This is a genomic window from Paraburkholderia kururiensis (assembly GCF_034424375.1).
Taxonomy (GTDB): Bacteria; Pseudomonadota; Gammaproteobacteria; order Burkholderiales; family Burkholderiaceae; genus Paraburkholderia; species Paraburkholderia kururiensis_A.
Window position 1 is genome coordinate 5718000 of record NZ_CP139965.1, and the last position, 24415, is coordinate 5742414.

At 66.8% G+C, this 24415-nt stretch carries 24 protein-coding genes; 13 read left to right on the forward strand and 11 right to left on the reverse strand.

Annotated elements, in window-relative coordinates; translation table 11 throughout:
- Positions 1 to 270: 270 nt before the first annotated feature.
- Positions 271 to 1209 (forward strand): EamA family transporter, encoded by a 939-nt coding sequence (locus U0042_RS25675; protein WP_114814274.1) that lies wholly within the window; start codon positions 271 to 273, stop codon positions 1207 to 1209.
- A gap of 108 nt (positions 1210 to 1317) precedes the next feature.
- On the opposite strand, the gene U0042_RS25680 is transcribed toward U0042_RS25675, so the two are convergent.
- Together U0042_RS25680 and U0042_RS25685 are read right to left on the reverse strand one after the other, a co-directional pair.
- Positions 1318 to 3384 carry an NADPH-dependent 2,4-dienoyl-CoA reductase gene (locus U0042_RS25680; protein ID WP_114814273.1) on the reverse strand — a complete coding sequence of 689 codons (2067 nt, stop codon included), beginning with the start codon at positions 3382 to 3384 and terminating at the stop codon, positions 1318 to 1320.
- 298 nt (positions 3385 to 3682) lie between these two features.
- Entirely contained in the window at positions 3683 to 3820 is a 138-nt protein-coding gene (locus U0042_RS25685; protein WP_017777893.1) for an entericidin A/B family lipoprotein, read from the reverse strand.
- Positions 3821 to 4180: 360 nt separating this feature from the next.
- Here U0042_RS25685 and U0042_RS25690 point away from each other — a divergent pair, with 360 nt between their 5' ends.
- Together U0042_RS25690 and U0042_RS25695 are read left to right on the forward strand one after the other, a co-directional pair.
- Positions 4181 to 4342, forward strand: coding sequence for a DUF1328 domain-containing protein (locus U0042_RS25690; protein ID WP_114814272.1), 162 nt, complete (start codon positions 4181 to 4183; stop codon positions 4340 to 4342).
- A gap of 44 nt (positions 4343 to 4386) precedes the next feature.
- Positions 4387 to 4929 carry a ferritin-like domain-containing protein gene (locus U0042_RS25695; RefSeq protein WP_114814271.1) on the forward strand — a complete coding sequence of 181 codons (543 nt, stop codon included), beginning with the start codon at positions 4387 to 4389 and terminating at the stop codon, positions 4927 to 4929.
- 200 nt (positions 4930 to 5129) lie between these two features.
- Here U0042_RS25695 and U0042_RS25700 read toward each other — a convergent pair whose 3' ends face one another.
- The 7 genes from U0042_RS25700 to U0042_RS25730 all read right to left on the reverse strand — a co-directional run bounded on the left by U0042_RS25700 (position 5130) and on the right by U0042_RS25730 (position 12795).
- Complete coding sequence (locus U0042_RS25700; RefSeq protein WP_114814270.1) at positions 5130 to 6332, reverse strand: MFS transporter; 1203 nt, start codon at positions 6330 to 6332, stop codon at positions 5130 to 5132.
- 142 nt (positions 6333 to 6474) lie between these two features.
- Positions 6475 to 7302, reverse strand: coding sequence for a phosphodiesterase (locus U0042_RS25705; RefSeq protein ID WP_114814269.1), 828 nt, complete (start codon positions 7300 to 7302; stop codon positions 6475 to 6477).
- A gap of 80 nt (positions 7303 to 7382) precedes the next feature.
- Complete coding sequence (locus U0042_RS25710) at positions 7383 to 8444, reverse strand: ABC transporter ATP-binding protein (RefSeq protein ID WP_114814268.1); 1062 nt, start codon at positions 8442 to 8444, stop codon at positions 7383 to 7385.
- Positions 8441 to 9493, reverse strand: coding sequence for an ABC transporter permease (locus U0042_RS25715; protein WP_419150466.1), 1053 nt, complete (start codon positions 9491 to 9493; stop codon positions 8441 to 8443). Before U0042_RS25715 ends, U0042_RS25710 begins: the two co-directional genes overlap by 4 nt.
- Positions 9490 to 10314, reverse strand: coding sequence for an ABC transporter permease (locus tag U0042_RS25720; protein ID WP_114814267.1), 825 nt, complete (start codon positions 10312 to 10314; stop codon positions 9490 to 9492). Before U0042_RS25720 ends, U0042_RS25715 begins: the two co-directional genes overlap by 4 nt.
- 150 nt (positions 10315 to 10464) lie before the next feature.
- Positions 10465 to 11469 carry an ABC transporter substrate-binding protein gene (locus tag U0042_RS25725; RefSeq protein ID WP_232833541.1) on the reverse strand — a complete coding sequence of 335 codons (1005 nt, stop codon included), beginning with the start codon at positions 11467 to 11469 and terminating at the stop codon, positions 10465 to 10467.
- Between the two features lie 267 nt (positions 11470 to 11736).
- A complete protein-coding gene (locus U0042_RS25730) occupies positions 11737 to 12795 on the reverse strand; it encodes a LacI family DNA-binding transcriptional regulator (protein WP_114814265.1) in 1059 nt (352 codons plus the stop codon).
- An 839-nt stretch (positions 12796 to 13634) separates the two neighbouring features.
- Here U0042_RS25730 and U0042_RS25735 point away from each other — a divergent pair.
- The 10 genes from U0042_RS25735 (at position 13635) to U0042_RS25780 (ending at position 22478) form a co-directional block, all read left to right on the forward strand.
- Positions 13635 to 15188 (forward strand): methyl-accepting chemotaxis protein, encoded by a 1554-nt coding sequence (locus U0042_RS25735; RefSeq protein WP_114814263.1) that lies wholly within the window; start codon positions 13635 to 13637, stop codon positions 15186 to 15188.
- A gap of 117 nt (positions 15189 to 15305) precedes the next feature.
- Positions 15306 to 15692 (forward strand): ester cyclase, encoded by a 387-nt coding sequence (locus tag U0042_RS25740; protein WP_114814262.1) that lies wholly within the window; start codon positions 15306 to 15308, stop codon positions 15690 to 15692.
- 102 nt (positions 15693 to 15794) lie between these two features.
- A complete protein-coding gene (locus U0042_RS25745) occupies positions 15795 to 17102 on the forward strand; it encodes a sensor domain-containing diguanylate cyclase (protein WP_114814261.1) in 1308 nt (435 codons plus the stop codon).
- 70 nt (positions 17103 to 17172) lie between these two features.
- Positions 17173 to 17643 (forward strand): VOC family protein, encoded by a 471-nt coding sequence (locus U0042_RS25750; RefSeq protein ID WP_114814260.1) that lies wholly within the window; start codon positions 17173 to 17175, stop codon positions 17641 to 17643.
- 259 nt (positions 17644 to 17902) lie between these two features.
- Positions 17903 to 18589 (forward strand): DsbA family oxidoreductase, encoded by a 687-nt coding sequence (locus U0042_RS25755; RefSeq protein WP_114814259.1) that lies wholly within the window; start codon positions 17903 to 17905, stop codon positions 18587 to 18589.
- Positions 18586 to 19179, forward strand: a complete 594-nt coding sequence (locus U0042_RS25760; protein WP_114814258.1) for a helix-turn-helix domain-containing protein — start codon at positions 18586 to 18588, stop codon at positions 19177 to 19179. The genes U0042_RS25755 and U0042_RS25760 overlap by 4 nt, the downstream gene beginning before the upstream one ends.
- 200 nt (positions 19180 to 19379) lie before the next feature.
- Entirely contained in the window at positions 19380 to 19811 is a 432-nt protein-coding gene (locus U0042_RS25765) for a nuclear transport factor 2 family protein (RefSeq protein ID WP_114814257.1), read from the forward strand.
- 142 nt (positions 19812 to 19953) lie between these two features.
- On the forward strand, positions 19954 to 20862 hold the full coding sequence (locus tag U0042_RS25770; protein WP_114814318.1) for an alpha/beta hydrolase: 909 nt from the start codon (positions 19954 to 19956) through the stop codon (positions 20860 to 20862).
- Positions 20863 to 20864: 2 nt separating this feature from the next.
- The gene (locus tag U0042_RS25775) at positions 20865 to 21653 is read left to right on the forward strand and encodes an enoyl-CoA hydratase/isomerase family protein (protein WP_114814256.1); all 789 of its coding nucleotides are present in this window, start codon (positions 20865 to 20867) and stop codon (positions 21651 to 21653) included.
- 45 nt (positions 21654 to 21698) lie between these two features.
- Complete coding sequence (locus tag U0042_RS25780; RefSeq protein ID WP_114814255.1) at positions 21699 to 22478, forward strand: alpha/beta fold hydrolase; 780 nt, start codon at positions 21699 to 21701, stop codon at positions 22476 to 22478.
- 39 nt (positions 22479 to 22517) lie between these two features.
- Here the strand turns inward: U0042_RS25780 and U0042_RS25785 are convergent, their stop codons facing one another.
- Both U0042_RS25785 and U0042_RS25790 read right to left on the reverse strand, forming a co-directional pair.
- On the reverse strand, positions 22518 to 23393 hold the full coding sequence (locus tag U0042_RS25785; protein ID WP_114814254.1) for a LysR family transcriptional regulator: 876 nt from the start codon (positions 23391 to 23393) through the stop codon (positions 22518 to 22520).
- Positions 23394 to 23727: 334 nt separating this feature from the next.
- Entirely contained in the window at positions 23728 to 24345 is a 618-nt protein-coding gene (locus U0042_RS25790) for a glutathione S-transferase family protein (RefSeq protein WP_114814253.1), read from the reverse strand.
- Positions 24346 to 24415: the final 70 nt, after the last annotated feature.

Consider the following 24415-nt stretch of genomic DNA (forward strand, 5'->3'; position numbering starts at 1 on the left):
ATGCGCGAGGGCGCGGCGGCGCCCGTTGCGGGGTGGCTTCGTTGTCGGGTTGCCCGCTGGCGGGTCCGCTTCCTCGCGCATCCGGCGCCGCGCCGGTTTCCTTCCACACGTACTGCAAGCACTTCCCGTTCTACCGCCATGCCGTTCAGCCCAGCCTGCCGTGCGCCGTTCGCCGCCGTGCGTTTTCATCACGCGATTTTTTCAGTGCAGGCGTGGGCCCGGCCGGCACAAGCGGCGTCGGCAGCCCCGGCCGGGTGGGCGGACTGAACCATGTCTTTTCGCCTGCCCACGCGCTTACCCACCGGTTTTTCCCCGCGCTTCGCACTGCGCCTGCCCGCCACGCGCGGCGGACGTGTCGCGCTCGCGCTGATGGTCGTCTACATCGTCTGGGGCTCGACGTATCTGGCCGTGCACGTCGCGCTCGGCTCGTTCCCGCCGTTGCTGATGTCGGGGCTGCGCAATCTGTTCGCGGGCATCGGCCTCTTCGTGTTCGCGATGCGGCGCAACCCCGTGCTGCCCGATCTCGTCGAGGTCCGCAACGCCGGGATGGTGGGCACCATGCTGGTCGGATTTTCGAGCGGCATGCTGGCTTTCGGCATGCGCACCGTGGGCACCGGCACGGCGGCCGTGATGGTGGCGACCGTGCCGCTCTTCGCCACGGTCATCGCCGCCATCGCGGGCCGGCCCATCGCGAAGGGCGAATGGATTGCCGTGGGGCTCGGCCTGGTGGGCATCGCGATCCTGAGCAGCGGCAGCGAGACCACGGGCACCGCGGGCGGCAGCCTCGCGATTCTGTGCGGCGCGCTCTTCTGGGCCGGCGGCGCGCATCTGGCAAGCCGCCTGCGGCTGCCGTCGGACCTCTTTCTCTCCACCGCGTTGCAGATCGGCCTGGGCGGCGCGATGTCCACGACCGTCGCGCTCGTCACGGGCGAGCGGATGCTGGAGATCCACTTCCTCCCGATCCTCGCGTTCGTCTACCTCATGCTGATCGGCACGATGGCCGCTTACGTCGCCTACGGTTACCTGATCCGCCACACGAGCCCCATCGTGGCGAGCAGTTGCATGTACGTGAACCCGATCGTGGCGGTGGCGCTGGGCGCGCTGCTGCTGGGCGAACCGGTGACGCGGTCCACCATCGTCGCGACGGTGGTGATTCTCGTGAGCGTGGGCATGTCGTTCGTGTTCGACCGCAAGCGGGCGCAGCAGTAGCCGGTTGTTGCGGGGCGTGATCCGCTTACGGCTTGCGACCCGTCGCAGGTCACGAACAGCGGTTGAACAACAGGCGACAGGGGCGCGACGCGCGACGAGCAAGGCCCTTTAGAGCCGCGCCGCCAGTTCCGCGCCTTCGCGAATCGCGCGCTTCGCATCGAGTTCCGCAGCGAGCGCCGCGCCGCCGATCAGGTGATAGCGCGTGCGGCCTTCGGCAACCGGAGCGCGTTGGTTGCCCTGATGGCCTTGAGCAGCCGGGTAAAGCTCGCGCAGCGGCTCCTGGCCCGCGCAGATCACGACCGTGTCCACCTCGAGCCACTGCTCCTCGCCGCCGCGCGCAATCTTGAGCCCTTGCGCGCCGATCTCGAGATACGCGACCCCGCCCAGCATCTGCACGCCGTTGCGCGCGAGCACCGCGCGGTGCACCCAGCCGGAGGTCTTGCCCAGGCCCGCGCCGGGCTTGCCGGTCTTGCGCTGGAGCAGCCACAGTTCGCGCGGCGGGTCGGCGGGGCGCGGCGGCTTGAGTCCGCCGCGTTCGCGCACCTCGGCGTCCACGCCCCATTCCTCGAACCAGTCGTCGCGCGGCTGTGGCAACGGCTCGTCCGCGCGATGCAGCAGGAACGCGGCCACGTCGAAGCCAATGCCGCCCGCGCCGATCAACGCGGCACGGCGCCCCACGGGCGCACCGTTCAGCACGTCGAGGTAGGAGAGCACGTTGGGCGCGTCGATGCCCGGAATCTGCGGACGGCGCGGCACGATGCCGGTCGCGACGATCACGTCGTCGAAGCCCGCGGCGGCCAGCGTCGGCGCATCCACGCGCGTGCCGAGCCGCACTTCCACGCCATGAAGCGCCAGCTGGCTTTCGAAATAGCGGATCGTTTCCCTGAACTCCTCCTTGCCCGGAATGCGCATGGCCAGGTTGAACTGCCCGCCGATCATGGGCTGCGCCTCGAACAGCGTCACCCGATGGCCGCGCAACGCCGCCACCGTGGCCGCCGACAAACCCGCCGGCCCGGCGCCCACCACGGCTACCGCGCGCTTGCGCTCGCCCGGCGCCAGCGGACGGTAGACGAGTTCGGTCTCACGCCCCGCGCGCGGATTCACGAGGCAGGTGGCGCGTTCGTTGCGGAACGTGTGATCGAGGCACGCCTGATTGCAGGCGATGCAGGTGTTGATCTCGGCGGCGCGGTTCGCGGCGGCTTTGGCCACGAACTCCGGGTCGGCCAGCAGCGGACGCGCGAGCGAGACGAGGTCGCCCATGCCGTCTGCGATCAGTTGCTCGGCAAGCTCCGGCGTGTTGATGCGGTTCGACACCACCACGGGCACGTCGACCGCCGCCTTGAGCCTCGCCGCAAGCGGCGCGAACGCCGCGCGCGGCACCGAGGTCACGATGGTGGGCACACGGGCCTCGTGCCAGCCGATGCCGGTATTGAAGAGCGTGACGCCCGCGGCTTCCAGCGCCTTCGCCACCTGAACCGTTTCGTCCCAGGTGTTGCCGCCGTCCACGAGATCGAGCACGGAAAGCCGGTACATCACGATGAAGCGCGGCCCGCACGCGGCGCGCACGGCGGCCACGATCTCGCAGGCAAGACGCATGCGGTTTTCGATGCTGCCGCCGTAATGGTCGGTGCGTCGGTTCGTACGCGGACAGAGAAACTGGTTCAGCAGATAGCCCTCGCTGCCCATGATCTCCACGCCGTCGTAGCCGGCGCGCTGCGCGAGCCGGGCGCAGCGCGCGTAGGCGCGCACGGTGCGCGCGATGCCGGCAACACTCAGTGCGCGCGGCTTGAACGGCGAGATGGGCGACTTCACGGCCGAGGCCGACACGACGAGCGGCTGATAGCCGTAGCGGCCCGCGTGAAGAATCTGCAGCGCGATCTTGCCGCCTTCCTCGTGGACCGCGCGCGTGAGTTGCCGATGGTTGTGCAGATCGAGCGCGGAATTGAGCGTGCCGCCGAACGGCAGCAGCCAGCCTTCGCGATTGGGCGAGATGCCGCCCGTCACGATGAGCCCCACGCCGCCGCGCGCACGTTCGCGAAAGTATGCCGCCAGTTTCGGGTAGTGCCAGAAGCGATCTTCCATGCCGGTATGCATGGAGCCCATCACCACGCGGTTTCTGAGCGTGGTGAAGCCAAGGTCGAGTTCGCTGAGCAGATGCGGATAGGGCGAGGGCATGCGGGTCACGCGCAAAGAGGAGGACGCGCATGACGATACACGCCGCCGGGGAAGGCGCCGTCGAAGGAAGGTTCTAACGGAAGGAGGTGCGGGGACTCGTCAGGCCGGGGACGGCAGCCGGCAGCGAGCCGGCCGCCTCGATTGGCCATGAGCTCCGACGAAGCGTTGAAATGCAGCGTTTCGGGCCCGCGAGCGGACCCACGAGCGGGGAATACGCCGACCGCAAACGGCGCAGCAAGCCCGCCGCCATAGAAGCGTGCAAGCGCGGCGAGGCCCGCTGCGGCCCGCGGCCGTGCTGCTACTCGTGCTGTTCGGCCGAATTGGTAATGGCGTGCCCGCCCTTGGAGATGTCCTGTCCGGCGCCCGCCACGGTATTGCAGGCGGCGAGTGCCGTCGAGCAGGCGAGTACGAGCCAGGCGATGAGTCGAGTCGTCATACCGGTTTTCTCCCTTTCTGTTTGAAACCTTCAGCGCATTCGCAAGTGGCGTGCCCGCATGGGCACACCAACGGGCGCCGCAACGCAGCAGCGTGCCGGGAACGGCGGTTGCTCACCTGGCTTCGGTGTCCGCGACGTCCGCGCCTGCGTTTTCGTTCAGCGCAAACGCAGGCGCGGAAAGACCGGACACCGGAAAAGCAAACGGCCGAAGAGAATTTCAACGCGACATCACTGCGTGCATGGACGCGTGGATGTGGTGGCGCGCGGTACCTCGCGACGAGGCAACAACAAAGCGACAACGAGCGACCCGCCCGCCACAGCAAGCCGCCGACGCGCGCAGCCAACCGGAGGAAAAAGGTCATGCTTCATTACGCCATCGTGTTTTTCGTGATCGCCATCATCGCCGCCGTATTCGGCTTTACCGGCATCGCGGCCGGCGCGGCGGAGATCGCGAAGATACTTTTTTACATCTTCCTTGTCGTCTTTGTCGTCACGCTGCTGCTGGGCGTGATCAGGCATTGAAGGCGGCAACCCACTCACCCCAACCGTAACGAGGAGCGGCCAGAATGTCGAAATCTACAGACCCGTTCGTGCTCGATCTGAAGAAGATCCGCGAGCAGGCGCGCCAGCACATGGACGAAGGGCCCGTCACATCGAGCTACACCGCGAATCGCGAAGTCGTGCTGAAACTGCTCAACGACGCGCTCGCCACCGAGCTTGTCTGCACGCTGCGCTACAAGCGTCACTACTTCATGGCGAAGGGCATTCATTCCGAAGCGGTGGCCGAGGAATTCGCGCAGCACGCATCGGAAGAGCAGGAGCACGCGGACCGTCTTGCCGAGCGCATCGTGCAACTGGGCGGCGCGCCGGACTTCGCGCCGGACGGGCTCGCTGCGCGCTCGCACTCGGAGTACAAGCCGGGCGCGGACCTCACGGACATGATTCGCGAAAACCTGGTGGCGGAGCGCATCGCCATCGACACCTATCGCGAGATCATTCGCTACCTGGGCGACAGCGATACGACGACGCGGCGCATCTTCGAAGAGATCCTGGCGGTGGAAGAAGAGCACGCGGACGACATGGCCGACCTGCTCGACCAGCGCGGCTGAAGGTAAGCGGAGGGGCGGCGACGGAGATCGGCAGCGGCGCGGTGCTCGCGTGGCCGGCATGATGCCAAGGCCACGCGGGCTGCCGCGTTTGCGTACGCGCTACGGCCCGGCGTGCGCGCATGCATGGCTCGCTATGTCCTCGCTATACCGGGTGCGCCAGCGCTCTCCTGCACGCTGCTGCGCTCACGCGTACGCCGCCCTCACGACGCCGCGAGCCCCTTCTCGTGGCGCGCCGCATGCGCCCACGCGGCCAGCCCCGCAAACACGAGGCCGGCGATGCACACGCCGGTCCAGCCCGAGAGGCGCCACGCGGTCGTGCCCACTACCGACCCGATGGCGCCGCCAATGAAGTACGCCACCATGTAGACCGTGTTCACGCGGCTGCGCGCCTCAGGCTTGAGCGCGTAGATGCGCGACTGGTTCGAGATCTGCGCGGCCTGCACGCCCACGTCGAGCACGATCACGCCCACCACGAGCCCCGCGATGCTTGCGCCCGAAAACGCGAAGATCACGAACGACAGCGCGACGAGCGCAATGGCGAACGTGATGATGGCGCGGGGTCCGCGCTTGTCCGCGAACTTGCCCGCGCGCGGCGCCGCGAGCGCACCGGCCGCACCCACGATCCCGAAGAGCCCCGCGGCCTGCGGACCGAGATGAAACGGTGGCCCCGCGAGCAGTAGCGTCAGCACAGGCCAGAACAGGCTGAACGCGGCGAACAGCGCCGCGCCCGTGAGCGACGCCTGGCGCAAGCCGGGCAGTTCCACCGCGAGATGCCACATCGAGGCGAGCAGCTTGCCGTAACCGAGCGTGGAGGTGGGTTGACTGCGCGGCAGCCGCATCATGATGACGGCCGCGAGCACGACGAGCGCGACGATCGATGCGCCGAACACCGCGCGCCAGCCGAAGTATTCGGCGATGAAGCCCGCCGCCGTGCGCGCGAGCAGGATGCCGAGCAAGAGCCCGCTCATCACCGTGCCCACCGCGTGGCCGCGTGCGGCGGGCGGCGCGATTTCGGCGGCGAACGGCACCGCCTGCTGCGCGATGGTGGCGAGTATGCCGATGGCGAGGCTCGCGCCCGCCAGCACGGCGAGCGTCGAGGCCGTAGCCGCCACGAGCAGCGCGACGCAGATGCCGGCGATCTGCAGCAGGATCAGCCGCCTGCGGTCGAACCGGTCGCCTAGCGGCGCGAGCAGCAGCATGCCGGCCGCGTAGCCCAGTTGCGTGGCGGAGGGTACCGCGCCGATCCACGAGGCGTCCTGCGGGAACGACTGGCGGAAGTCGTCGAGCAACGGCTGGTTGAAATAGATGTTCGCGACCGCCACGCCGGCAATGGTGGCCAGCAGGAACAGCAGCGCGGGAAGCGAACGCCCGGCGGCGGGCGAATCGGTAGCGGGTGTGGACATGGCGGCTAGGCGTGGGATCGGGCGTGGCGGCACGCCCGGAATTCGACCGACATCGAGCGGCCGATCATACCGGACCCCCGCCGATCCTGCTGGCGGGCTCGCAGCGCGTGCCGCGGCACGCATTGCGCCCCACCTCAAGCCCTCAATCGATCAACGCTCCCGACGGCTCGAAGAACGGATACGGCCCCTCCGCTTCGTCCACGTAGGCGTGATGCGTGACGAGGCCTGCCGCCGCGTCGTAGCGATGCAGCGCGTAGGCGGGCGGTTCGAGCACGAAGGCCGAAGGCGCGTCGTCGCGCAGGTCGAGCGCCACCTGATGCGCGGGTGACGGCACGGCGCACGCAATCGTGCCGCCGAAGCGCACGAACATGGGCCGATGCACGTGGCCGCAGAGCACGCGCTCCACGTTCGGATGCTGTGCCAGCAGGGCCGCGAGCCGGGCCGATGCATCGGGCGCGAGGCGCAGGCGGTCCATGTGGCTCACGCCGCACGCGAACGGCGGATGATGGAGCGCCACGACCACGGGCTTGCCCGCGGCCGCCGCCAGTTCGCCTTCCAGCCACGCGAGCCGCGCGTCGCAGAGCGTGCCGGGGCTCTGGCTAGGCAGCATCGAATCGAGCGCGATTACGCGCAGCGGGCCGACGTCCACGGTGTATTGCACGAACTCGCCGCCGGCTGCGAGTTCGGGGCGATCCGCGAACACCTCGCGCAGCGCCGCGCGGTTGTCGTGATTGCCGACGAGCAGATACCACGGCAGGTCGAGCGTATCGAGCAGCGCGCGCAGATGCCGGTATTCCTCGGGCGTGCCGAGATCGACGAGGTCGCCGGTCACGAGCACCGCGTCGGGCCGCGGCGCGAGCGCATTGAGTCGGGCGATGCAGCGCGCCAGGCTCGCGGCCGTATCCACGCGGCGATACGCGAGCGCCCCGGGCCGCTTGATGTGCAGGTCGCTGATCTGGGCGAGCAGCATGATGGTTTCTCCCGGTGGGTTGCAGCGGTTGAGCGGGTGGCGGTTCGAGGCCTTCGAGCGAACGCTTTAAGCGGCCGCCTTCAGGCGAGCGCGACCAGCGCGTGGTCCGCGAGCGAAAGGCCCACCGGCGTGCCGCGCGCGAGTTCGATGCGGCCGGCCACGTCCACCACGAGCGCATCGGGCGCGGCGCCGCCGATGGTGAGCCGTGTGCGCTCGCCGAGAAACGCGGCGTGCTCGATGGTGCCGCGTAGGTGGGCCTGCGCCGGGTCCGCGAGGTAGGCGTCTTCGGGCCGGAAGAACAGCTCGCCCGACGGCGCACCGCTGCCGGCAGCGTGTGCCGCGAGCGCGCCGGGCACCGGCACGGCGCCGCCGCTCGTCGCGAACAGGCCGTCGCGCCAGATGCCGGCAAGGCGGTTGATCGTGCCGACGAACTGCGCGACCGTGCGGTTCGCCGGCCGATAGTAGATGTCGCGCGGCGTGCCGATCTGCTCGATGCGCCCCGCGCTCATCACGACGATGCGGTCGCCCAGTTCCATCGCTTCGGCCTGGTCGTGCGTTACGTAGACCGTCGTGATGCCGAGCCGCCGCAAGAGTGCGTTCATCTCGCTGCGCAAGGCGTCGCGCAGGCGGGCGTCGAGCGCGGTGAGCGGTTCGTCGAGCAGCAGCACGCGCGGCTGCATGGCGAGTGCGCGGGCGAGCGCCACGCGCTGACGCTGGCCGCCCGAAAGCTGGCTGATGGGCTTTTCCGCGTGCGCTTCGAGCCGCATCATCGCGAGCAGTTCATCCACGCGTTCGCGCGCCGCTGCCGCGGGCACGCGCTGAATGCGCAGCCCGTAACCGATGTTGCCGCGCACCGTGAGGTTCGGGAACAGCGCATAGCTCTGAAACACCATGCCCACCTGGCGCTTTTCGATGGGCAGCGCCGTGACGTCCTCGTTGCCGAATGAGACCGTGCCGCCCGCGTCCGGCGTTTCGAGGCCCGCGATCATGCGCAGCGTCGTGGTCTTGCCGCAACCCGACGGGCCGAGCAGCACGAGCGTTTCACCGGCGCCGATGGCGAGGTCGAGCGGTTCGAGCACGCGCGTGCCGCGAAAGGTCTTCGCGCAGCGCGTGAGCGTGATCGGAATGGAGTCCAGTTTCATTGCGGGTTTCCTTGTGCAATCGATGCGGCCGGTGCGCTGTCGTCGCCTGCGTCGCTTTGGGCGGGGGCGTTGCGTCTTGCGTTGCGCACGTGCCGCATGCCCGTTGCGTCGACGCCGAGCCATTGCATCGCGACGAGCAGCGGCATGGTCATGATGAAGAAGAGAATCGTGTAGGCGCTGCCCACTTCGATGCGCAGCGACGCGTAGGTGTCCGCGAGGCCCACGGGCAGCGTTTTCGTGTCCGGCGTGTGCAGCATCCAGGTGAGGTTGAACTCGCCGATGGAAAGCGTGAGCACCGCGAGCGCGCCCGCCACGATGCCGGGCCGCGCGTTGGGCAGCACGATCGTGAAGAAGCGCTGGAAGAAGGTGGCGCCGAGACTCGCTGCGCCTTCTTCGAGCGTGTGCAGGTCCGACGCGGCGCACACGGCGGCCACGGCGCGCACCATGAAGGGCAGCGTGAACACCACGTGGCCCACCACGATGAAGGCCACGCTCATGCGAAACATCGTGAAGCCGCCATACACGACGAGCAGCGCGAGCGCGGACGCGAGCCCGGGCAGCGCGATGGGCAGCACGAGCAGTTCCTCGACCACCCGCGAGAAACGCGTGCGGCTGCGCGCGAGCGCATAGCCCGCGGGCACGCCCGTCAGCAGCGTGACGGCGAGCGTGGCCGCGGCCACTTCGAGCGAAAGGAACACGGACGCGTGATATTGCGTCCACACTTCGACGAGCCAGCGCAGCGTGAGCCCGCTCGCCACGCCCTGAAAGTAGTTCACGGTGAGGCCCGCGAGTACGGACATCACGATAGGCACGATCAGGAACGCGCAGAGCAGCAGCGTGACGGCCCATTGTCCGCAGGCCAGCAGCGTGCGCGACGAAAGCAGGCGTGCCGCGCGGCGGCGCGTGGACGGCGGCGTGGTGGGGGCAGGCGGCCTCGTCCGCGAATGCGCGGAAGCCGTCGAAAGAGAAGAGGGCGTGAAAGACATGGCGGAAGCGGACGGGTTCGTCGGTATGGCGTTGGAGTCTCGCGGCAACTCGGGCGCGTTCATGCGGTAGCCGCCACAGCGGAGCCCGTCGCGCTGCGCGCGCAGGCCAGCACGGCCCAGGTGACGAGGCCGAGCACGATGGAAAGCCCCGCGGCCGTCACCATGTTCGCGTTGAGCGTGAACTCGGTGTAGATGGTCATGGGCAGCACGTCGATGTCGGTGGCGAGCGTGAACGCCGTGCCGAATGCGCCCATCGCGGTCGCGAAACACACCGCGCCCGCCGCGATCAGGCCAGGCGAGAGCGCGGGCAGCACGACGTCGCGCATGATCTGCCACGGCGAAGCGCCCAGCGATCGCGCGGCCTCTTCGAGCGAGGCATCGAGCTTCGTGGCCGAGGCCATCACGGTCACGATCACGCGTGGAATCGAGAAGTACAGATAGCCGATGAAGAGCCCGGCCATCGAATAGGCGAACACCCAGCGCTCGCCCGTGAGCTTGAGCGCGAGCGCGCCGATCAGCCCCTGGCGGCCCGCCAGCATGATCACCATGAAGCCCACCACCACGCCGGGGAACGCGAGCGGAAACGTGAGCAGCGCGACGAGCGTGCGTTTGCCTGCAAACTCGCGGCGCGCGAGCAGCAGCCCTGCGATGACCGAGAGCACGAGCGTGGTCGCCGTCACCGCGGCCGAGAGCATGATCGTGGCCGCAAGGCTCTTCATGTAGCGCGCGTTCGTGAGCAGCGCCGCGTAAGTGGCGAAGAAGTGGTGGTCCGCGCTGACCTGCACGAGCGCCACCATCGGCAGCAGCCAGAACGCGATGAACACCGCGAGCGCGGGGGCAATGAGCGCGATGCGCCAGCGTAGCGGGAACGTGATGTCGTGCATGCGGGTGCCGTTGAATGCGTGTAGGGGTAAAAACTTTGGATAACGAACCAGCTTTTTGCAGCGCACGGGTATGGCGTGAGGCGTGCCCGTGCGCTGCTGCGAGAGCCGATCGTGACCGGGTCGAAACCAGGCGGCGATCAATGCATGCGATCAATGCATGATTTGCAGATAGCGTTCGCCGAAGCTCTGCTGCTTCTCGGCCATCTTCGCGAAGTCGACAGGCTTGGCGCGGGCGTAGTCGCTCGCCGGCAGGAACTTCGCGGCGGTTTCGGCCGACATCGCGCTTGCGCGCACCGGACGCAGATACGCATTGGCCCAGAGCTTCTGGCCTTCGTCGGAGAGCACGAAGTCCAGCACCTTCTTGCCGTTCGCCTCATGCGGCGCGCCCTTCACGAGACTCATCACGTAGGGCACGGCGATCGTGCCTTCGCGCGGAATCACGAATTCCACGTTGGCGTGGTCCTTGTATTTCGCGCGATACGCGTCGAAGTCGTAGTCGAGCAGGATCGGAATTTCGCCCGAGAGCACGCGCGCATAAGCGGTCTGCTTCGGCACGATGGGCGCATTGGCCTTCAGCTTGCGGAACCAGTCGAGGCCGGGCTCGAAGTTGTCGAGCGTGCCGCCCAGCGCCTGGTTCACCGCCACCGCGCCCGCGTAACCCACGAACGCGCTCGACGGATCGAGGTAGCCGATCATGCCTTTGTATTCGGGCTTGAGCAGGTCGGCCCACGAGCGCGGCACGGGCTTGCCTTCCAGCGCGTCCTTGTTGACGAAGAAGCCGAGCGTGCCGGAGTGGATCGCGAACCAGTAGCCCTGCGGGTCTTTGAGGCCGGCGGGAATGTCGTCCCAATGCGCGGGACGGTACGGCTGGATCAAGCCCTTGTCCTTCGCCTGGAACGCCGACGAGACGCCGAGATAGACCACGTCCGCGACGGGGCTCTTCTGCTCGGCCATCAATTGCGCGATGGACTGGCCGGAGTTCTTGTTGTCGAACGGCACGCGAATGCCGGTCTTTTCCTGAATGGCCTTGATCTGGCTGGCCCAGTCGGCCCATTCGGGCGGGCAGTTGTAGCAGATCGCGGTTTCTTCGGCGTGCGCGGCTTGCGGGACGACGAGCGCGAAGGCCGAGGCGAATGTGGTCGCGGCGGCGAACAGAACCGCGGCGCCTTTTCGGGCGGCGCGGCCAAGCGGATGAGCGGAAGCGGAACGGCGGGTCACTGCGGGGCTCCTTCGTAACGTGGTGCGAGAGTGGCGGGAGAGGACAGGGTCAAGCGGTTGATTGTTGTCGATAGGTACGTCGAGGCCGTCGCGCGCGCAGTGCGAACGGTGCGCGGTGTCGGCGATGCTGCGTGCTCTTGTATTCGTCGCGCAGGCGATGACGCCCTGGAAGGCATCACGCTCTGCATGCGTTGCCGGATGCCGTCAGGGCAGCGCCTGCACGGACCGTTTGCGCGGTTCGGCGTCGCTGCTCGCGATGGCCGCGATCGTCGCGCCTTCGCGCAACGTGTGCGGCAGCGTCAACGTGAGCGATGCGTCGGCATACGTGTCGTCGAGGCGCGCGATCAGGCGCTCCCACGCGGCGCAGCCAATCTCGCGGTTCGGCGTGCAGATGCTCGCGAGCGGCGGCGAGAGCAGTTCGCCCATCGCGAGGCCGTCGAAGCCGAGAATCGACATGTTGTCCGGCACCTCGAAGCGCGCGCGGCGCAGGCCGCGCATCACCACCATGGCGAGCAGGTCGTTGCTGCAGAAGAGGGCCGTGGGGCGTGCCGCGCCGTTGGCGGGGCTGGTCAGATGCGCGAGCACCGAAGGCGCGAGTTCGTCGGCGTTGAAATCGATTTCGAGTGCGGGCATGGGCGTGAGGCCCGCCTGCTCCATGGCCTGCGCGTAGCCCGTGTAGCGCAGTCGCGCGCGGTCCGACGCCGCGAGCGTGCCGGCCAGCATCAGGATGCGGCGATGGCCGTGCGCGATCAGCATGCGCACGCCGTCGTACGCGGCAAGGCGGTTATCGACCGAGACCGACGGGCGGCGCACCGTGTCGTTATGCATGAGCACGTAGCGCGGACCGTTGCGGTCGAGTTCGTCGAGCAGAGGATGCGTGTCCGCGTCGGCGACCGTGAGGATCAGACCGTCCACGCGTTGGGCGCGCAGGGTCTCGATGGCGTGCCGCTCGCGGTCCGCGTCGTATTGCGTGGTCATCAGCATAAGCCGGTAGCCCTGCGCGGAGGCCAGTTCGTCGATGCCTTGCAGGCATTCGGCGAACACCGGGTTCGCGAGCGTGGGCAGCACGACGCCGACGAGCCGCGTGCGTTCGCCGCGCAACTGGCGCCCGAGCGGACTGGGACGGAAGTTGAGCGCGGCAATGGCCTCGCGCACTTTTTCGAGCGTCACGGGGTTCACCGTGTGCGGCGCGTTGATGGCGCGCGACACGGTGGCGATGGAAAAGCCCGCGTGCGCGGCGACGTCCTTGATAGTGGGGTTCATGCTGCTCGCCGATGGATGTAAACGTTTTCGACGAGCGCATTATCGGCAGCATGTATGACGGCGCGATGACGGTTTTGGGCCGCGGTTCGAGCCAATGGTAGAATCGCGTCCGCCCTGCCGGGGTGATGAAATTGGTAAACATAGCGGACTTGAAAAATTGAGTGCCCGGCCGGAAACGGCCGGTGCAGAACCCCTCAAATTCGGCGAACCCCCTGGCGCGAACGCACGCAACATCCCACGCAACACCGCGTGTGCGCCGCCGAGGCAACGCCGAGCCAAGCCCGCCCGCGTAGCGACAACGCGAGGCGCGGAAGGTGTAGAGACTAGACGGGGGGCGCCTAAGGCGATGCGCCGATCGGCCCTTGCGGGCAACGGCGCGAGCGCGATGGCGAAGGCATAGTCCAGCGCACGAACGTTTGCACGAAGCGCAACGCTTTTCGCAGACGGCGTCGAAAGACGTGGTGTGAAGAAAATCCGCCGCTTAACGGCTTGCCGGTTCGAGTCCGGTCCCCGGCACCAGGATTGCTCCCACGCAATGCAATACCACGCAACGCATTGCATTGCGTGAGGTGAGATGAGTCGAAGAAGGCCCGCGAGAGATCGAACGCTCGCGGGCTTTTGTTTTCCGCGCGCATGCCGCGTGCGACCTTCCCTGCGGCCTCCGAGCCGAATGAATTCAGGATCGCTGATCAAGGTCTTCGTCAGGAGAGGTGTCTTCCTGATCGCACATCAATGCAAGCGGTTTTTGGCCGTTAGCGAGACAACATGCCTCGCACGTCGTTGCAACGCTTCGGTGTTGCGCGGCCTCTTCTTCCTTCTGCGCATAGCGTTTTCCCCTCATGGTCAAGAACATCAGTATTCGCGTACGTCTCGCGCTCGCGATGAGTTTTCTCGGTGCATTGCTGGTTGTCGGCGGCCTCATGGGCGTGGTCGGCGTGTCGATGGGCAATAGCGATATGAACGATCTCTATTCGAACCGGTTGGCGTCGTCAGAGGCGCTGGGGCAGGCCAACGTGGCGCTTTCGCGAACGCGCCTCTGGCTGTATCGCATCGCGCTCGATCCTTCGGGCCCCGACGTGGCGCAGCAAACACAGACGGCCCATGAACTGCTCGCCGCATCGAAGCGGGCATGGGACACGTATCGCGCGTTGCCGTCTTCCGGCGCCGATGAGGCGCAGCGCGCGGCCGACGCAAACACGAAGTTCGATGCGCTCATCAAAAGCGGCCTCGAGCCGATGTTCAACGCCATTGAGACGGGCGACGCGACGAAGATCGTCGACGTCTGGCGCCAGATGCCGCCGTCGCTCTTCATCGATGTGTCCGACAGCATGGACGCGCTCGACCGCATCCAGGCCAACGCGGCGCGCGCCACCTTCGATGCCGCGCAAGCCCGCTTTCACGCGTTCGTCGAAATCGCCGTCGCCGGCATTCTGGTGGCGCTCGCCGCGGCGGCGTTCGCATGGTGGTCGCTGCAGCGGGCCATCGGCACGCCGCTCGCGCGGGCGCTCGGGCATTTCAGCGCGATTGCCGAAGGCGACCTGACTACGCGCGTCGAGGTCCATTCGAGCGACGAGATGGGGCAGTTGATGAGCGGTCTGCAGGCTATGCAGGCGCGGCTGGTGCAGACCATTGGCGTGGTGCACGACGGTGTACGGTCGATCAGCACGGTCACGCATGAAATTTCGGCGGGCAACGTGGACCTGTCGCGACGCACCGAAGATCAGGCCGCGTCGCTGGAAGAAACCGCCGCATCCATGGAGCAGCTGACATCGACGGTTCGCCAGAATGCCGACAACGCGAAACAGGCCAATCAGGTGGTGTGCAGTACGGCTTTGCTGACGGAGCAGGGCAACGAGGCGGCGCGCGAAGCGGTGCAAACCATGCGCGGCCTCTCCGAGTCGTCCGGCAAGATGTCCGAAATCATCGGCGTGATCGAGGGCATCGCGTTTCAGACCAACATCCTCTCGCTGAACGCGGCCGTCGAGGCCGCACGCGCCGGCGAACAGGGACGCGGGTTCGCGGTGGTGGCGAGCGAAGTGCGCTCGCTCGCGCAGCGCAGCGCGGCCGCTTCGAGAGAGATCAAACAGTTGATCACGAATTCGCTCGATCGCGTGGAGACCGGTGCGAGGCAGGTTCACCGTGCAACGGAGACGATGACCGAGATTCTGGCTTCGGTTCGACGGGTCAGCGACCTGATGGGCGAGATCGCCGCTGCGTCGCACGAGCAGTCGAAGGGTATCGAACAGGTCAATCAGGCCGTGGCGCAAATGGACCGCGTCACGCAGCAGAACGCGGCGTTAGTCGAGCAGGCTGCGGGCGCGGCGCACTCGCTGGAGGAGCAGGCGGGGCAGTTGAATGCGGCCATCGCGGTATTTCGCGTGGAACGCATGTAGGCAAAGCATGTAAGCAAGGCGTGCGGGCAACATGTTCAGGCATCCGAAACAAGCGTAGCAGCTGGGTTTGGTCTACGATCACGATTCATCTCCACTGCGCGGCGACAGGAGGTTATCGTGAACGAGCCGAACCTGAGCGAGATCTATCGAGACTACGTGGATTGCCTGAACCGGCGCGATTGGGCGTCGCTCGGCCGGTTCGTGAGCGACGACGTCGTTCACAACGGTCGGCGCATCGGCCTTGCCGGCTATCGCGACATGCTGGAACAAAACGTCTGCGACATACCGGACCTTCGCTTCGTCGTCGAACGGCTGGTGACGCAACCGCCTCTTGTCGCGAGCCGTCTGGCGTTCGACTGCACGCCGCGGCATCGTTTCCTCGGGCTACCCGTCGAAGGCAGGCGCATCGTTTTCGCGGAGAACGTGTTCTACGCGTTTCGCGACGGAAAGATCGCCCAGGTGTGGTCCGTGATCGACAAGGCGGCCATCGAGGCGCAGCTATAAAACCGCCTCGCCGCTTGCCGAAAATTCTGTAAGCTTTGTAGGCAACAATTTCTCGTACCATACCTGGATCGAAACGGTATAACGCTCCAGCAAGGTACGACTATGTCCCACTCTCCCAACCCCCCTCACGAGTTCGAGGAAGGCGTGGCGATCAGCGTTGCCATGGTCGGGCGGGATGAGCGCGGCGAGCTTGTCGTCACGGCGTGCAACGACGCTTTCCTGCAGATGATCGGCGCCGCGCTTCCAGATACGCAGACATTTCCCGTTCCGTTCGATTCGCTGGTTCCTCGTGGCCGGCAGCCGGACCTGCGCAAGACGCTGGAAGCCTGCTTCGCGGCGGACGCTGCGCCGAAAGCACAGGCCTGCGAATTTCGCGATGTTCACAGCGGCAGCGTGCAGCGTTGGCGCCTCTCGCTCAAACCGGTCGCCCATGGCCGTGACGGCACGACGGCGCGCGAAATACTCGTGACCGGCGTGAGGGCTGAGCCGAACGCGGCGCGCGCGAACGAAATGGAAGCCTGCGCGTCGCGTTATCGCGCGGTGGTGGATTCGGCCTACGACGCCATCGTCGCGATCGACCAGCAGCACAACATCACGCTCTTCAATCGCGCGGCCGAGAACCTGTTCGGCTATACGTCGGCAGAGGTGCTCGGGCAACCCATCGAAATGCTGTTGCCCGAGCGGTTTCGCGCGGGCCACGCGCAGCGCGTGCGGCAGTTTGCGAACACGGTACAGATGAGCGAGCGGCAGGTCACGCCGCCGCGTATGGACGGCAGCAACAGCGTGTACGGACGGCACCGGAATGGCTCTGTCATTCCGGTCGAAATCGCGATCTCCAAGATCGACGTGAACGGCATAACCGAGTTCACCGCGGTCGTGCGCGACATCACCGATCGCGCGCAGCTCATGGAGCAGTTGAAGAAGCAGGCGGGAACCGATGCGTTGACTGGCCTGCCGAATCGCCGCGAGTTTGTGGATTTCGTGGATAAGGCGCTTTGCGCCGACGGCGCGCTGTCGGCGTTCATTCTCGACATCGACTTCTTCAAGAAGATCAACGACAGCTACGGGCACGATGCCGGCGACGAAGTTCTGCGCGTGCTCGCGAAGGTGGGCATGTCCGTCATGCAGGACGCCAATGTATTCGCGCGTTGGGGCGGCGAGGAGTTCGTGGCGGCGCTGCCCGGCGCGGATGCCGACGTCGCGCATGCGGTGGCCGAGCAACTGCGCAAGCGCATCGAACAACAGGATTTCGAGCACGTGTGGCGTCTCACGCCGATTCCGTTTACCGTGAGCATCGGCGTCGTCACGTGCGAAGCAGGCGAGCGCGATGTCGACGCGTTGATGAAACGCGCGGACCGGGCACTCTACCGGGCCAAGCAATTGGGCCGCAACCGCGTCGAGGTCGGGTAGGCATCCAGCGGACTCGATGGCGGCGTGCCCGCGGCGCGCGCCATGCCGACACTGAAAAAGGAGACATGCGATGTCGATTCAAAAGATCACGCCGTTTCTCTGGTACTCGTCAGAAGCCGAAGAAGCCGCTGCTTTCTATGCGGGCATCTTTCCGGATTCGCGTGTGAATCGCGTCACGTCGGTGCAGGGCACCGCCGCAACCAAGGTCGTGGAATTCGTTCTCTTCGGGCAGCCCTTCATCGCCATGAGCCACGAACGGCGCGAAGCCTTCAATCATGCGATCTCGTTGATGGTCAGTTGCGCGGATCAGGCCGAGCTGGACCGCTACTGGGACGCGCTGCTGGAGGGCGGCACGGCCGACGGCTGCGGCTGGCTGAGGGACCGCTTCGGCGTGTCGTGGCAGATCGTTCCCGACGACCTCATCCCGATGATCGCCGACACCGATCCGGTGAAGGCCGGGCGTGTTGCCGAAGCCATGATGCAGATGACGAAGTTCGACGTCGCGGCGCTCAAAGCCGCGTATGCGGGGACACATCGATAGACGGTCGCGCCCCGCGGCGTGACTGCGGGCCCACGTGCGGGGCGATGAGATTCATCAGCACGAAGCGCGCCGACCCGGGCACCGCAGTGCCAAAAAAACAGCATTTGCGTACCAGAACCGACCGGGCGTGCGCAACGCGAAATGGACGCGCGGGTATCATGGTCCGCGCAAACGCCACGTTCAACGCGTCCAATACGTCCAACCCGTTCCGAACCTCCGAAACGCATGTCCACTCTCGGGGCCTGCCGAGGGGCTTTTCATGATTCCGATGCCGACCGTCCGCATAGCGTGCTGGGCAGACTATGTGTGCCCGTTCTGTTATCTGCAGATGGGTGTGCTCGACCGGTTCATCGAGACGTCGCGCGTGCCGCTCGTGCTCGAGTGGCACGCGTTCGAACTGCGTCCCGAGCCCATCGCGCTGATCGAACCCGACGGCGAATACATCACCAACATCTGGCTCAATGCGGTCTATCCGCTGGCCGCGGAACGCAACGTGAAAGTGCGGTTGCCGCCCGTCGCGCCGCGCAGCCGCCTTGCTTTCGAAACCGCTTTCTTCAGCCGCACCGTGGGCCGCTTCGATGCCGTGCATCGCGCGCTGTTCAAGGCCTATTTCGAGCATGGCCGCGATATCGGCCGTGCGGACGTGCTGCTCGAGATTGCCGCCGAATGCGGCGTCGATCGCGCGGCGCTGGCCGCATCGCTTGCCGCGCAGCGCTTCAAGACAGCGATCGAGGACGACGAAGCGAGAGCCGGCCGCCTCGGCGTAACGGGGCTGCCGTTCGTGATGCTCTCGCATGCCGGCGACGAAGCGAAAGCGCGACCGCCGGTCGTGGTGCGCGGCGTCGCGCCCGTCGAACACCTGACGGCCGCGCTGGACCGCCTGCTCGCCGACACACCGGCAGCGGACCTGCGGTCGCCGGCGAGGACGAAGCGGGTGGCCTCATGATGGAGCGATCCGCCGACGTCTTCCACGCGCCTTCGTTCGTCACCGTCCAGGTGCATGCAACTCACGCGCTCGACGAGTCGATGCACGACAGCGCGCCCGCGCTGTTCTTCGATCTCTCTACGCGCACCATTCGCGCCTACGTGCTGGACGGCTGCGGCCCCACGCATTCAACGGGCACGCTACACCGCGTGCGCGGCGGCCTTTCTCCCGCGCATCTGCAACGTGCCAAGGCGATGCTGTCCGTTCGCGATCACGACAGCGTGACGCTGGCCGCACTCGGCGAAGCGTGCGGGCTCTCGCCCAGTCACTTTGCGCGGGAGTTCAAGCAATCCACGGGCTTGCCGCCGCATCGGTGGGCGCTCAAGAACAAGATCGCGCTCGCGAAAGACCTGCTGCTGCAAAGCGGTCTTGCGTTGCCGGCCATTGCGCTCGCGTGCGGCTTCGTGGACCAGTCGCATCTGGGGCGATGGTTCAAGCGGCTGACGGGCATCAGCCCACGCGCGTGGCAGCGCCTTCATCGCGACAGAACGTCGATGCCGGCGAGCGGACCATCGCGCCGTGCCGCGGAAGACAGCGGCAACGCAACGTGAAGGCCCGCTCGCGGCCGGTGTGGAAAATGACATCATTCCCGTACCAAACGCCGCCGAAAGCGGCTTCTGCGCCGCTCCCTCAACCGCTAGCATACTGACCAACCCATCCGGGTTCCCCGCCCACGAGGCGACTCGCGCGCGCCGCGTGCCGGCATCGTGCGCCGGTCTTCCTTTCCGACAATCCGCGTCGCGAGGTCACTGTGAACGTTCGTACATTTTCGACGATGAGCCCCGAGGACCTGCGCGACGTTCGCGCGCTTTTCCTGCGGCAGGCAGCAGGCGAAACGGCTCACGACATCGAAGTGATGGATTCGATCCTCGCGCGCGCGGCGGACGGACAGCCCGACCCCGTGAACTTCGTTGCTCGCGCCTACACGTTCTGGGGCCGCCACGTTGTGCTCGATCATTTCCGCGAGGTCTTCGCCGGCACGTGGCGCTTCGAACCGGACGAGCGCGCCATGCGCGTGATTCCGCTCGGCGCGGACGCGGCCCACATCTACGCTCCCACGCGCATCACGGCCGGTGGCGCGGGCCAGCCGGCGGCCACGTTCCAGTTCCTCGTCAACGAAATCGCGATCCGCACACCGGACGGCTGGCGTATCTCGGCGATCGTTCCCGTGCCGACAAAGTAGCCCGGCCGCTTCATTTTTCTCGCCGCTGCCGCGCCGCATGCGGCGACATGGCATTTTCCGAACGAGCGCGCCGGCTCGACGCGGCAGCGGCCGGTCGTCGTGCAGCGGTTCGTTTCATCCGACGAAGCAAGGAGGCGTGATCGTGGTCCAGCGTTTGAACGTCGAATTCGAAGCAGAGGGCGGCATCACGCTGCACGCGTGGCTGTTCGTGCCCGCGGGCAACGGAACGCGCCTGCCCGCCATTTCCATGGCGCACGGGTATGCCGGCACGCGGGAGCACGGCATCGAGCGCTTTGCGCGTGCATTCGCGGACGCTGGCTTCATCGTGCTGCTGCACGACCATCGCGGCTTCGGCGCGAGCGAAGGCGAGCCGCGGCACGACATCGACCCGTGGCGGCAGATTGCCGACTGGCGTCGCGCCATTTCGTTTCTGGAAGCGTACGATGGCGTGGACCCGGCGCGCATCGGCCTGTGGGGCACGAGCTATGCCGGCGGCCACGCCATCGTGCTGGGTGCGACGGACCGGCGTTTGCGCTGCGTGGTGGCGCAGGTGCCCACCATCAGCGGGTACGAGCAGGGGCTTCGCCGCGTGGCGCCCGAATTCGTCGCATCGATGGAAGAGACCTTCGCGAACGACGAGCGCGGCCAGGCCCGCGGCGAGGCGCCCCTGCGGCAGGCCGTCGTGAGCGACGATCCCGCGGTGCCGGCGGCGTATCGCACGAAGGACGCCATCGCGTTCTACCTGCAGTCCGTGCCCGACGGCACCTGGGACAATGCTGTGACCGTGCGCTCCACGCGCGCGGCTCGCATGTACGAGCCCGGCGTGTGGATTGCGCGCGTCTCGCCCACGCCGCTGCTGATGGTCGTCGCCTCGCACGACACCATCACCGTCACCGATCTGGCGCTCGCCGCGTACGAACGAGCGTTGCAGCCCAAGCGGCTCGCGCTGATTCCGGGCGGGCACTTCGACGCCTACCTGCGGTATTTCCGCGAGGCGAGCGGCGCCGCTGTCGAGTGGTTTCGCGAGCATCTTTCATCAGCACGGGGTTGACCATGGCTCATCTCTTTCTCGACATCTCGAACCGGCTCGCGACGATCAGCCTCGACAATCCGCCGCAGAACCGCCTTGCGGAACAGATGATCGGGGAACTGGACGACGCGTTGACGGCCATCAGCCGCAGCGATGCACGCGCCGTGCTGCTTCGCGCGGCGGGCGCCGATTTCAGTTTCGGCGGCGACATTCTTCCGTGGGAGGGCATGTCGCGGGCCGCATTGCGTGCGCTTTTCGAGCGCTACCTGAACGCGTTCAACCGCTTCGAGCGTTTGCCGTTGCCGGTGGTGGCGGCCGTGCAGGGGCTTTGCTTCGGTGGCGGACTGGAACTCGCCTTACGCGCGGACGTGGTGTTCGCTGCCGAGTCCGCGCGCTTCGGTCATCCCGAACAGACGCTGGGCATCGCGACAATGCTGGGTGGCATCTATCGCGTCGCCGAGCGGGCAGGGCGCTTTCGCGCCGCGCAATGGGCGTTCACGTCGGAGCAGGTGCCCGCGGCGACGATGGAGCATTTCGGCGTGGTGAATCGCGTGGTGCCGGACGCGCAGCTGCCCGAAGAGGCCCTGGCGTTTGCGTTGAAGATGGCGCAAGGTCCGACGCGCGCGCACGCTGCCCACAAGGCATTGCTTCGCATGTGGGCGGTGAGCGGCATCGATGCCGCCGACGAGGCGCTCTTCGACATCGCGATGCCGCTTTTCGACACCGAGGACGCCGCGGCCGGGCTCGCATCGGCCATCAAGGCGGCCCGGGCGGGGCAACCCAGGCCCGTGATGGAATATAAAGGCCGCTAGTCCGTTGTTGCACACACCGCAACCCACCAGGAAGGAAGACGCACGATGACGATGAACAGACGTAGCTTCTCGGCCGCGCTCATTGCCGGCGCAGCCGCCTCGCTGATTTCCTCGCGCGGCATGGCCGCCACGCCCGCACCCACGAAGGCGCGCAACGTCGTGCTGGTGCATGGGCTCTTCGCGGACGGGTCGTGCTGGTCGGAAGTGATTCCGCGGTTGCAGGCCGCGGGACTCAACGTCACGTCCGTCCAAAACCCGCTGACCACGCTGCCCGATGCCGTTGCCTCGGCGCAGCGGGTGCTGGACCGGCAGGATGGGCCGACGGTGCTGGTCGGGCATTCCTTCTCCGGCATGATCGTGACGGAAGCCGGCGTGCATCCCAACGTCTCGGCGCTCGTCTATGTGGCCGCGCGTGCGCCCGATGCCGGCGAGGACTACACGGCACTGGCCAAAACGTATCCGACGCCGCCGGCCTCCGCGGGAATCGTGTTCGACGGCGACGAAGGGCGCCTGACGGAGGCGGCCTTCCTGCGCGACTTCGCGGGCGACCTGCCCGAAGCGAAGGCCAGGGTGCTCTTCGCGGTGCAGGAGCCGTTCCACAAGGCCCTGCTCACCGGCAAGACCACGCATGCGGCGTGGCGCTCGAAGCCGAGCTTCTACGCGGTTTCCACGGAAGACCGCACGATCAATCCGGATCTGGAACGCTTCATGGCCAAACGCATGGGCGCGAAGACCATCGAGCTGAAGTCGAGCCATCTTTCGCTGATCTCTCATCCCGACGAGATCTCGCAGCTCATTCTCGAAGCGGCTGGACAGCGCGCCTGAGGCGTTCCCGTGCCCGGGCGACGGGGCGCGCCGCATCCGTCAGCGCTTTTTCAGCGCTGCACGAACGAACGATACGAACTGCGACGTCACGGGATTGTGGGCGCCGTTCGCCCACACCAGGCCCACTCGCCACGTCGCATGCTTGCCGCGCAGCGGCACCACGGTGGCGTCGCGAAGCAGGTGCTCCGCGCGCGACGGAATGAACGCGACGCCTACCCCCGCGGCCACCGACGCCAGGACCGACTGCACGTCGTCGGCCTGCTGCGTGACGTTGGGCACGAACCGATGCTCGCGACACCAGTTCTCGATCTGCGCCGCGAGTCCGGGGCCGCGTGTGCGCCGCAGCGCCACGAAGCCCATGTCGTTCAGTGCCCGCAAGCCGGACGGCACACGTACGCGTGCCACGCTGGGCGGCAACGCCAGCGCGAGGCGTTCGTCGATCACGCCCAGCGAAGACAAACCCTCGGCAGGGGAGAGTCGCATGAAGCCCACGTCGAGCTTGCCCGCCTGAATGCGGCGGGTTTGCTCGTCGGAGGAGAGATCGCTCAGCGCAACGGCAATGCCGGGGCACTGCCGGCGAAAGTCCGCGATGATCTGCGGTGCGAGCGTCAACACGGACAGGCAGATGCCGATCCGCAGATGCCCGCGCGTGCCGCGGCTCGCTTCGCGCGCACGCCCGAGTATGTCGTCGGCGTCGTGGACGAGCGCCTTCGCGTCGGGCAGGAAGCCCTCGCCGAAGCGCGTCAACGCGGCGCCGTGCCGGCCGCGCTCGAACAGCTTTCCGCCCAGGCTCGCCTCCAGCGCATTCACCTGCTTGCTCAACGCAGGCTGGCTCAGGTGCAGCGCCTCGGCTGCGCGTCCGAAGTGGCGTAGCTCGGCCACGGTCAAAAACGCTCTCAGCAGTTTGAGTTCCATTCCGGCACGTTATCGTATCGATCGAATGATTCATTTTACTGATCGATGCGCAACGCGTTCAATACGGACATGCCCTTTCACGAGCGACGGCCATGTCTTCCCAAGCGACCTGCGACTGCCTGCACGAGGCAAACTCAACCGATGCAGCCGGCAACCGCCCGGCGTCTTCCGAAGAACCGTCGACGGGGGCGGCGTCAGGCGGCAAGGCGCGTGTCCGTCGGTCGCGCTTTGCCGTGACGCCTTCTGAAGACGCGACGCCCAGGCAGGGCGGGGCGATCGCCGTGAGTTTCGCCGTTGTCTCGCGCAAACGCTGGCCGCCGTGACAGCAAAGCGTTCACGCCGCCATGCGCGCCTCGGCGATACGCTGCGGTGCTTCGGGCCGCGCATACAGGCGCTCCAGGTAGGCTTGCAACTGCGGGAACGTATCGAGCAGCTTCAGTTCGTTGGCCCAATCGATCAGATAGGCCGTCACGCAGTCGGCTACGGAGAGCTTGTTGCCGATGATGAATTCGCGCCCGTCGAGATGCTTCTCGAGAATCACGGCCATCGTCCTGAAGTCCTCGCGCGCGAGTTCGATGTCGGCGGGTGAGCGCTTCTCGGGCGGATACAGCAGGGTGTGACGGGTGATTCGCCACAGCGGCTGTTCCAGTTCGGTCACGGCGAAGAGCGTCCAGCGATACGCCTGCGCGCGCTCGCTCAGGTCGACGGGCATCAGTCCTTTCTCCGGATACTTGTCCGCGAGGTACAGCACGATTGCTGCGGACTCCGGAATGATCTGGTCGCCGTCCACCAGCACGGGCACCTTTCCCGCAGGGTTGATGCGCAGGAATTCGGGCCGCTTGTGCTCGCCTTCGCGCAGGTTGACCGAGACGAATTCGAAGTCGGCATCGACTTCCTTGAGGCCCCAAAGCGCACGTTGCGAGCGCGTTCCTGCAAATCCGTAAAGTCTCATCACACTCCTCCAGACAGTGGGGACCACCCACTCTTGCGGGCGGCGGTCGTATCGATATCTGCTGCGAGTT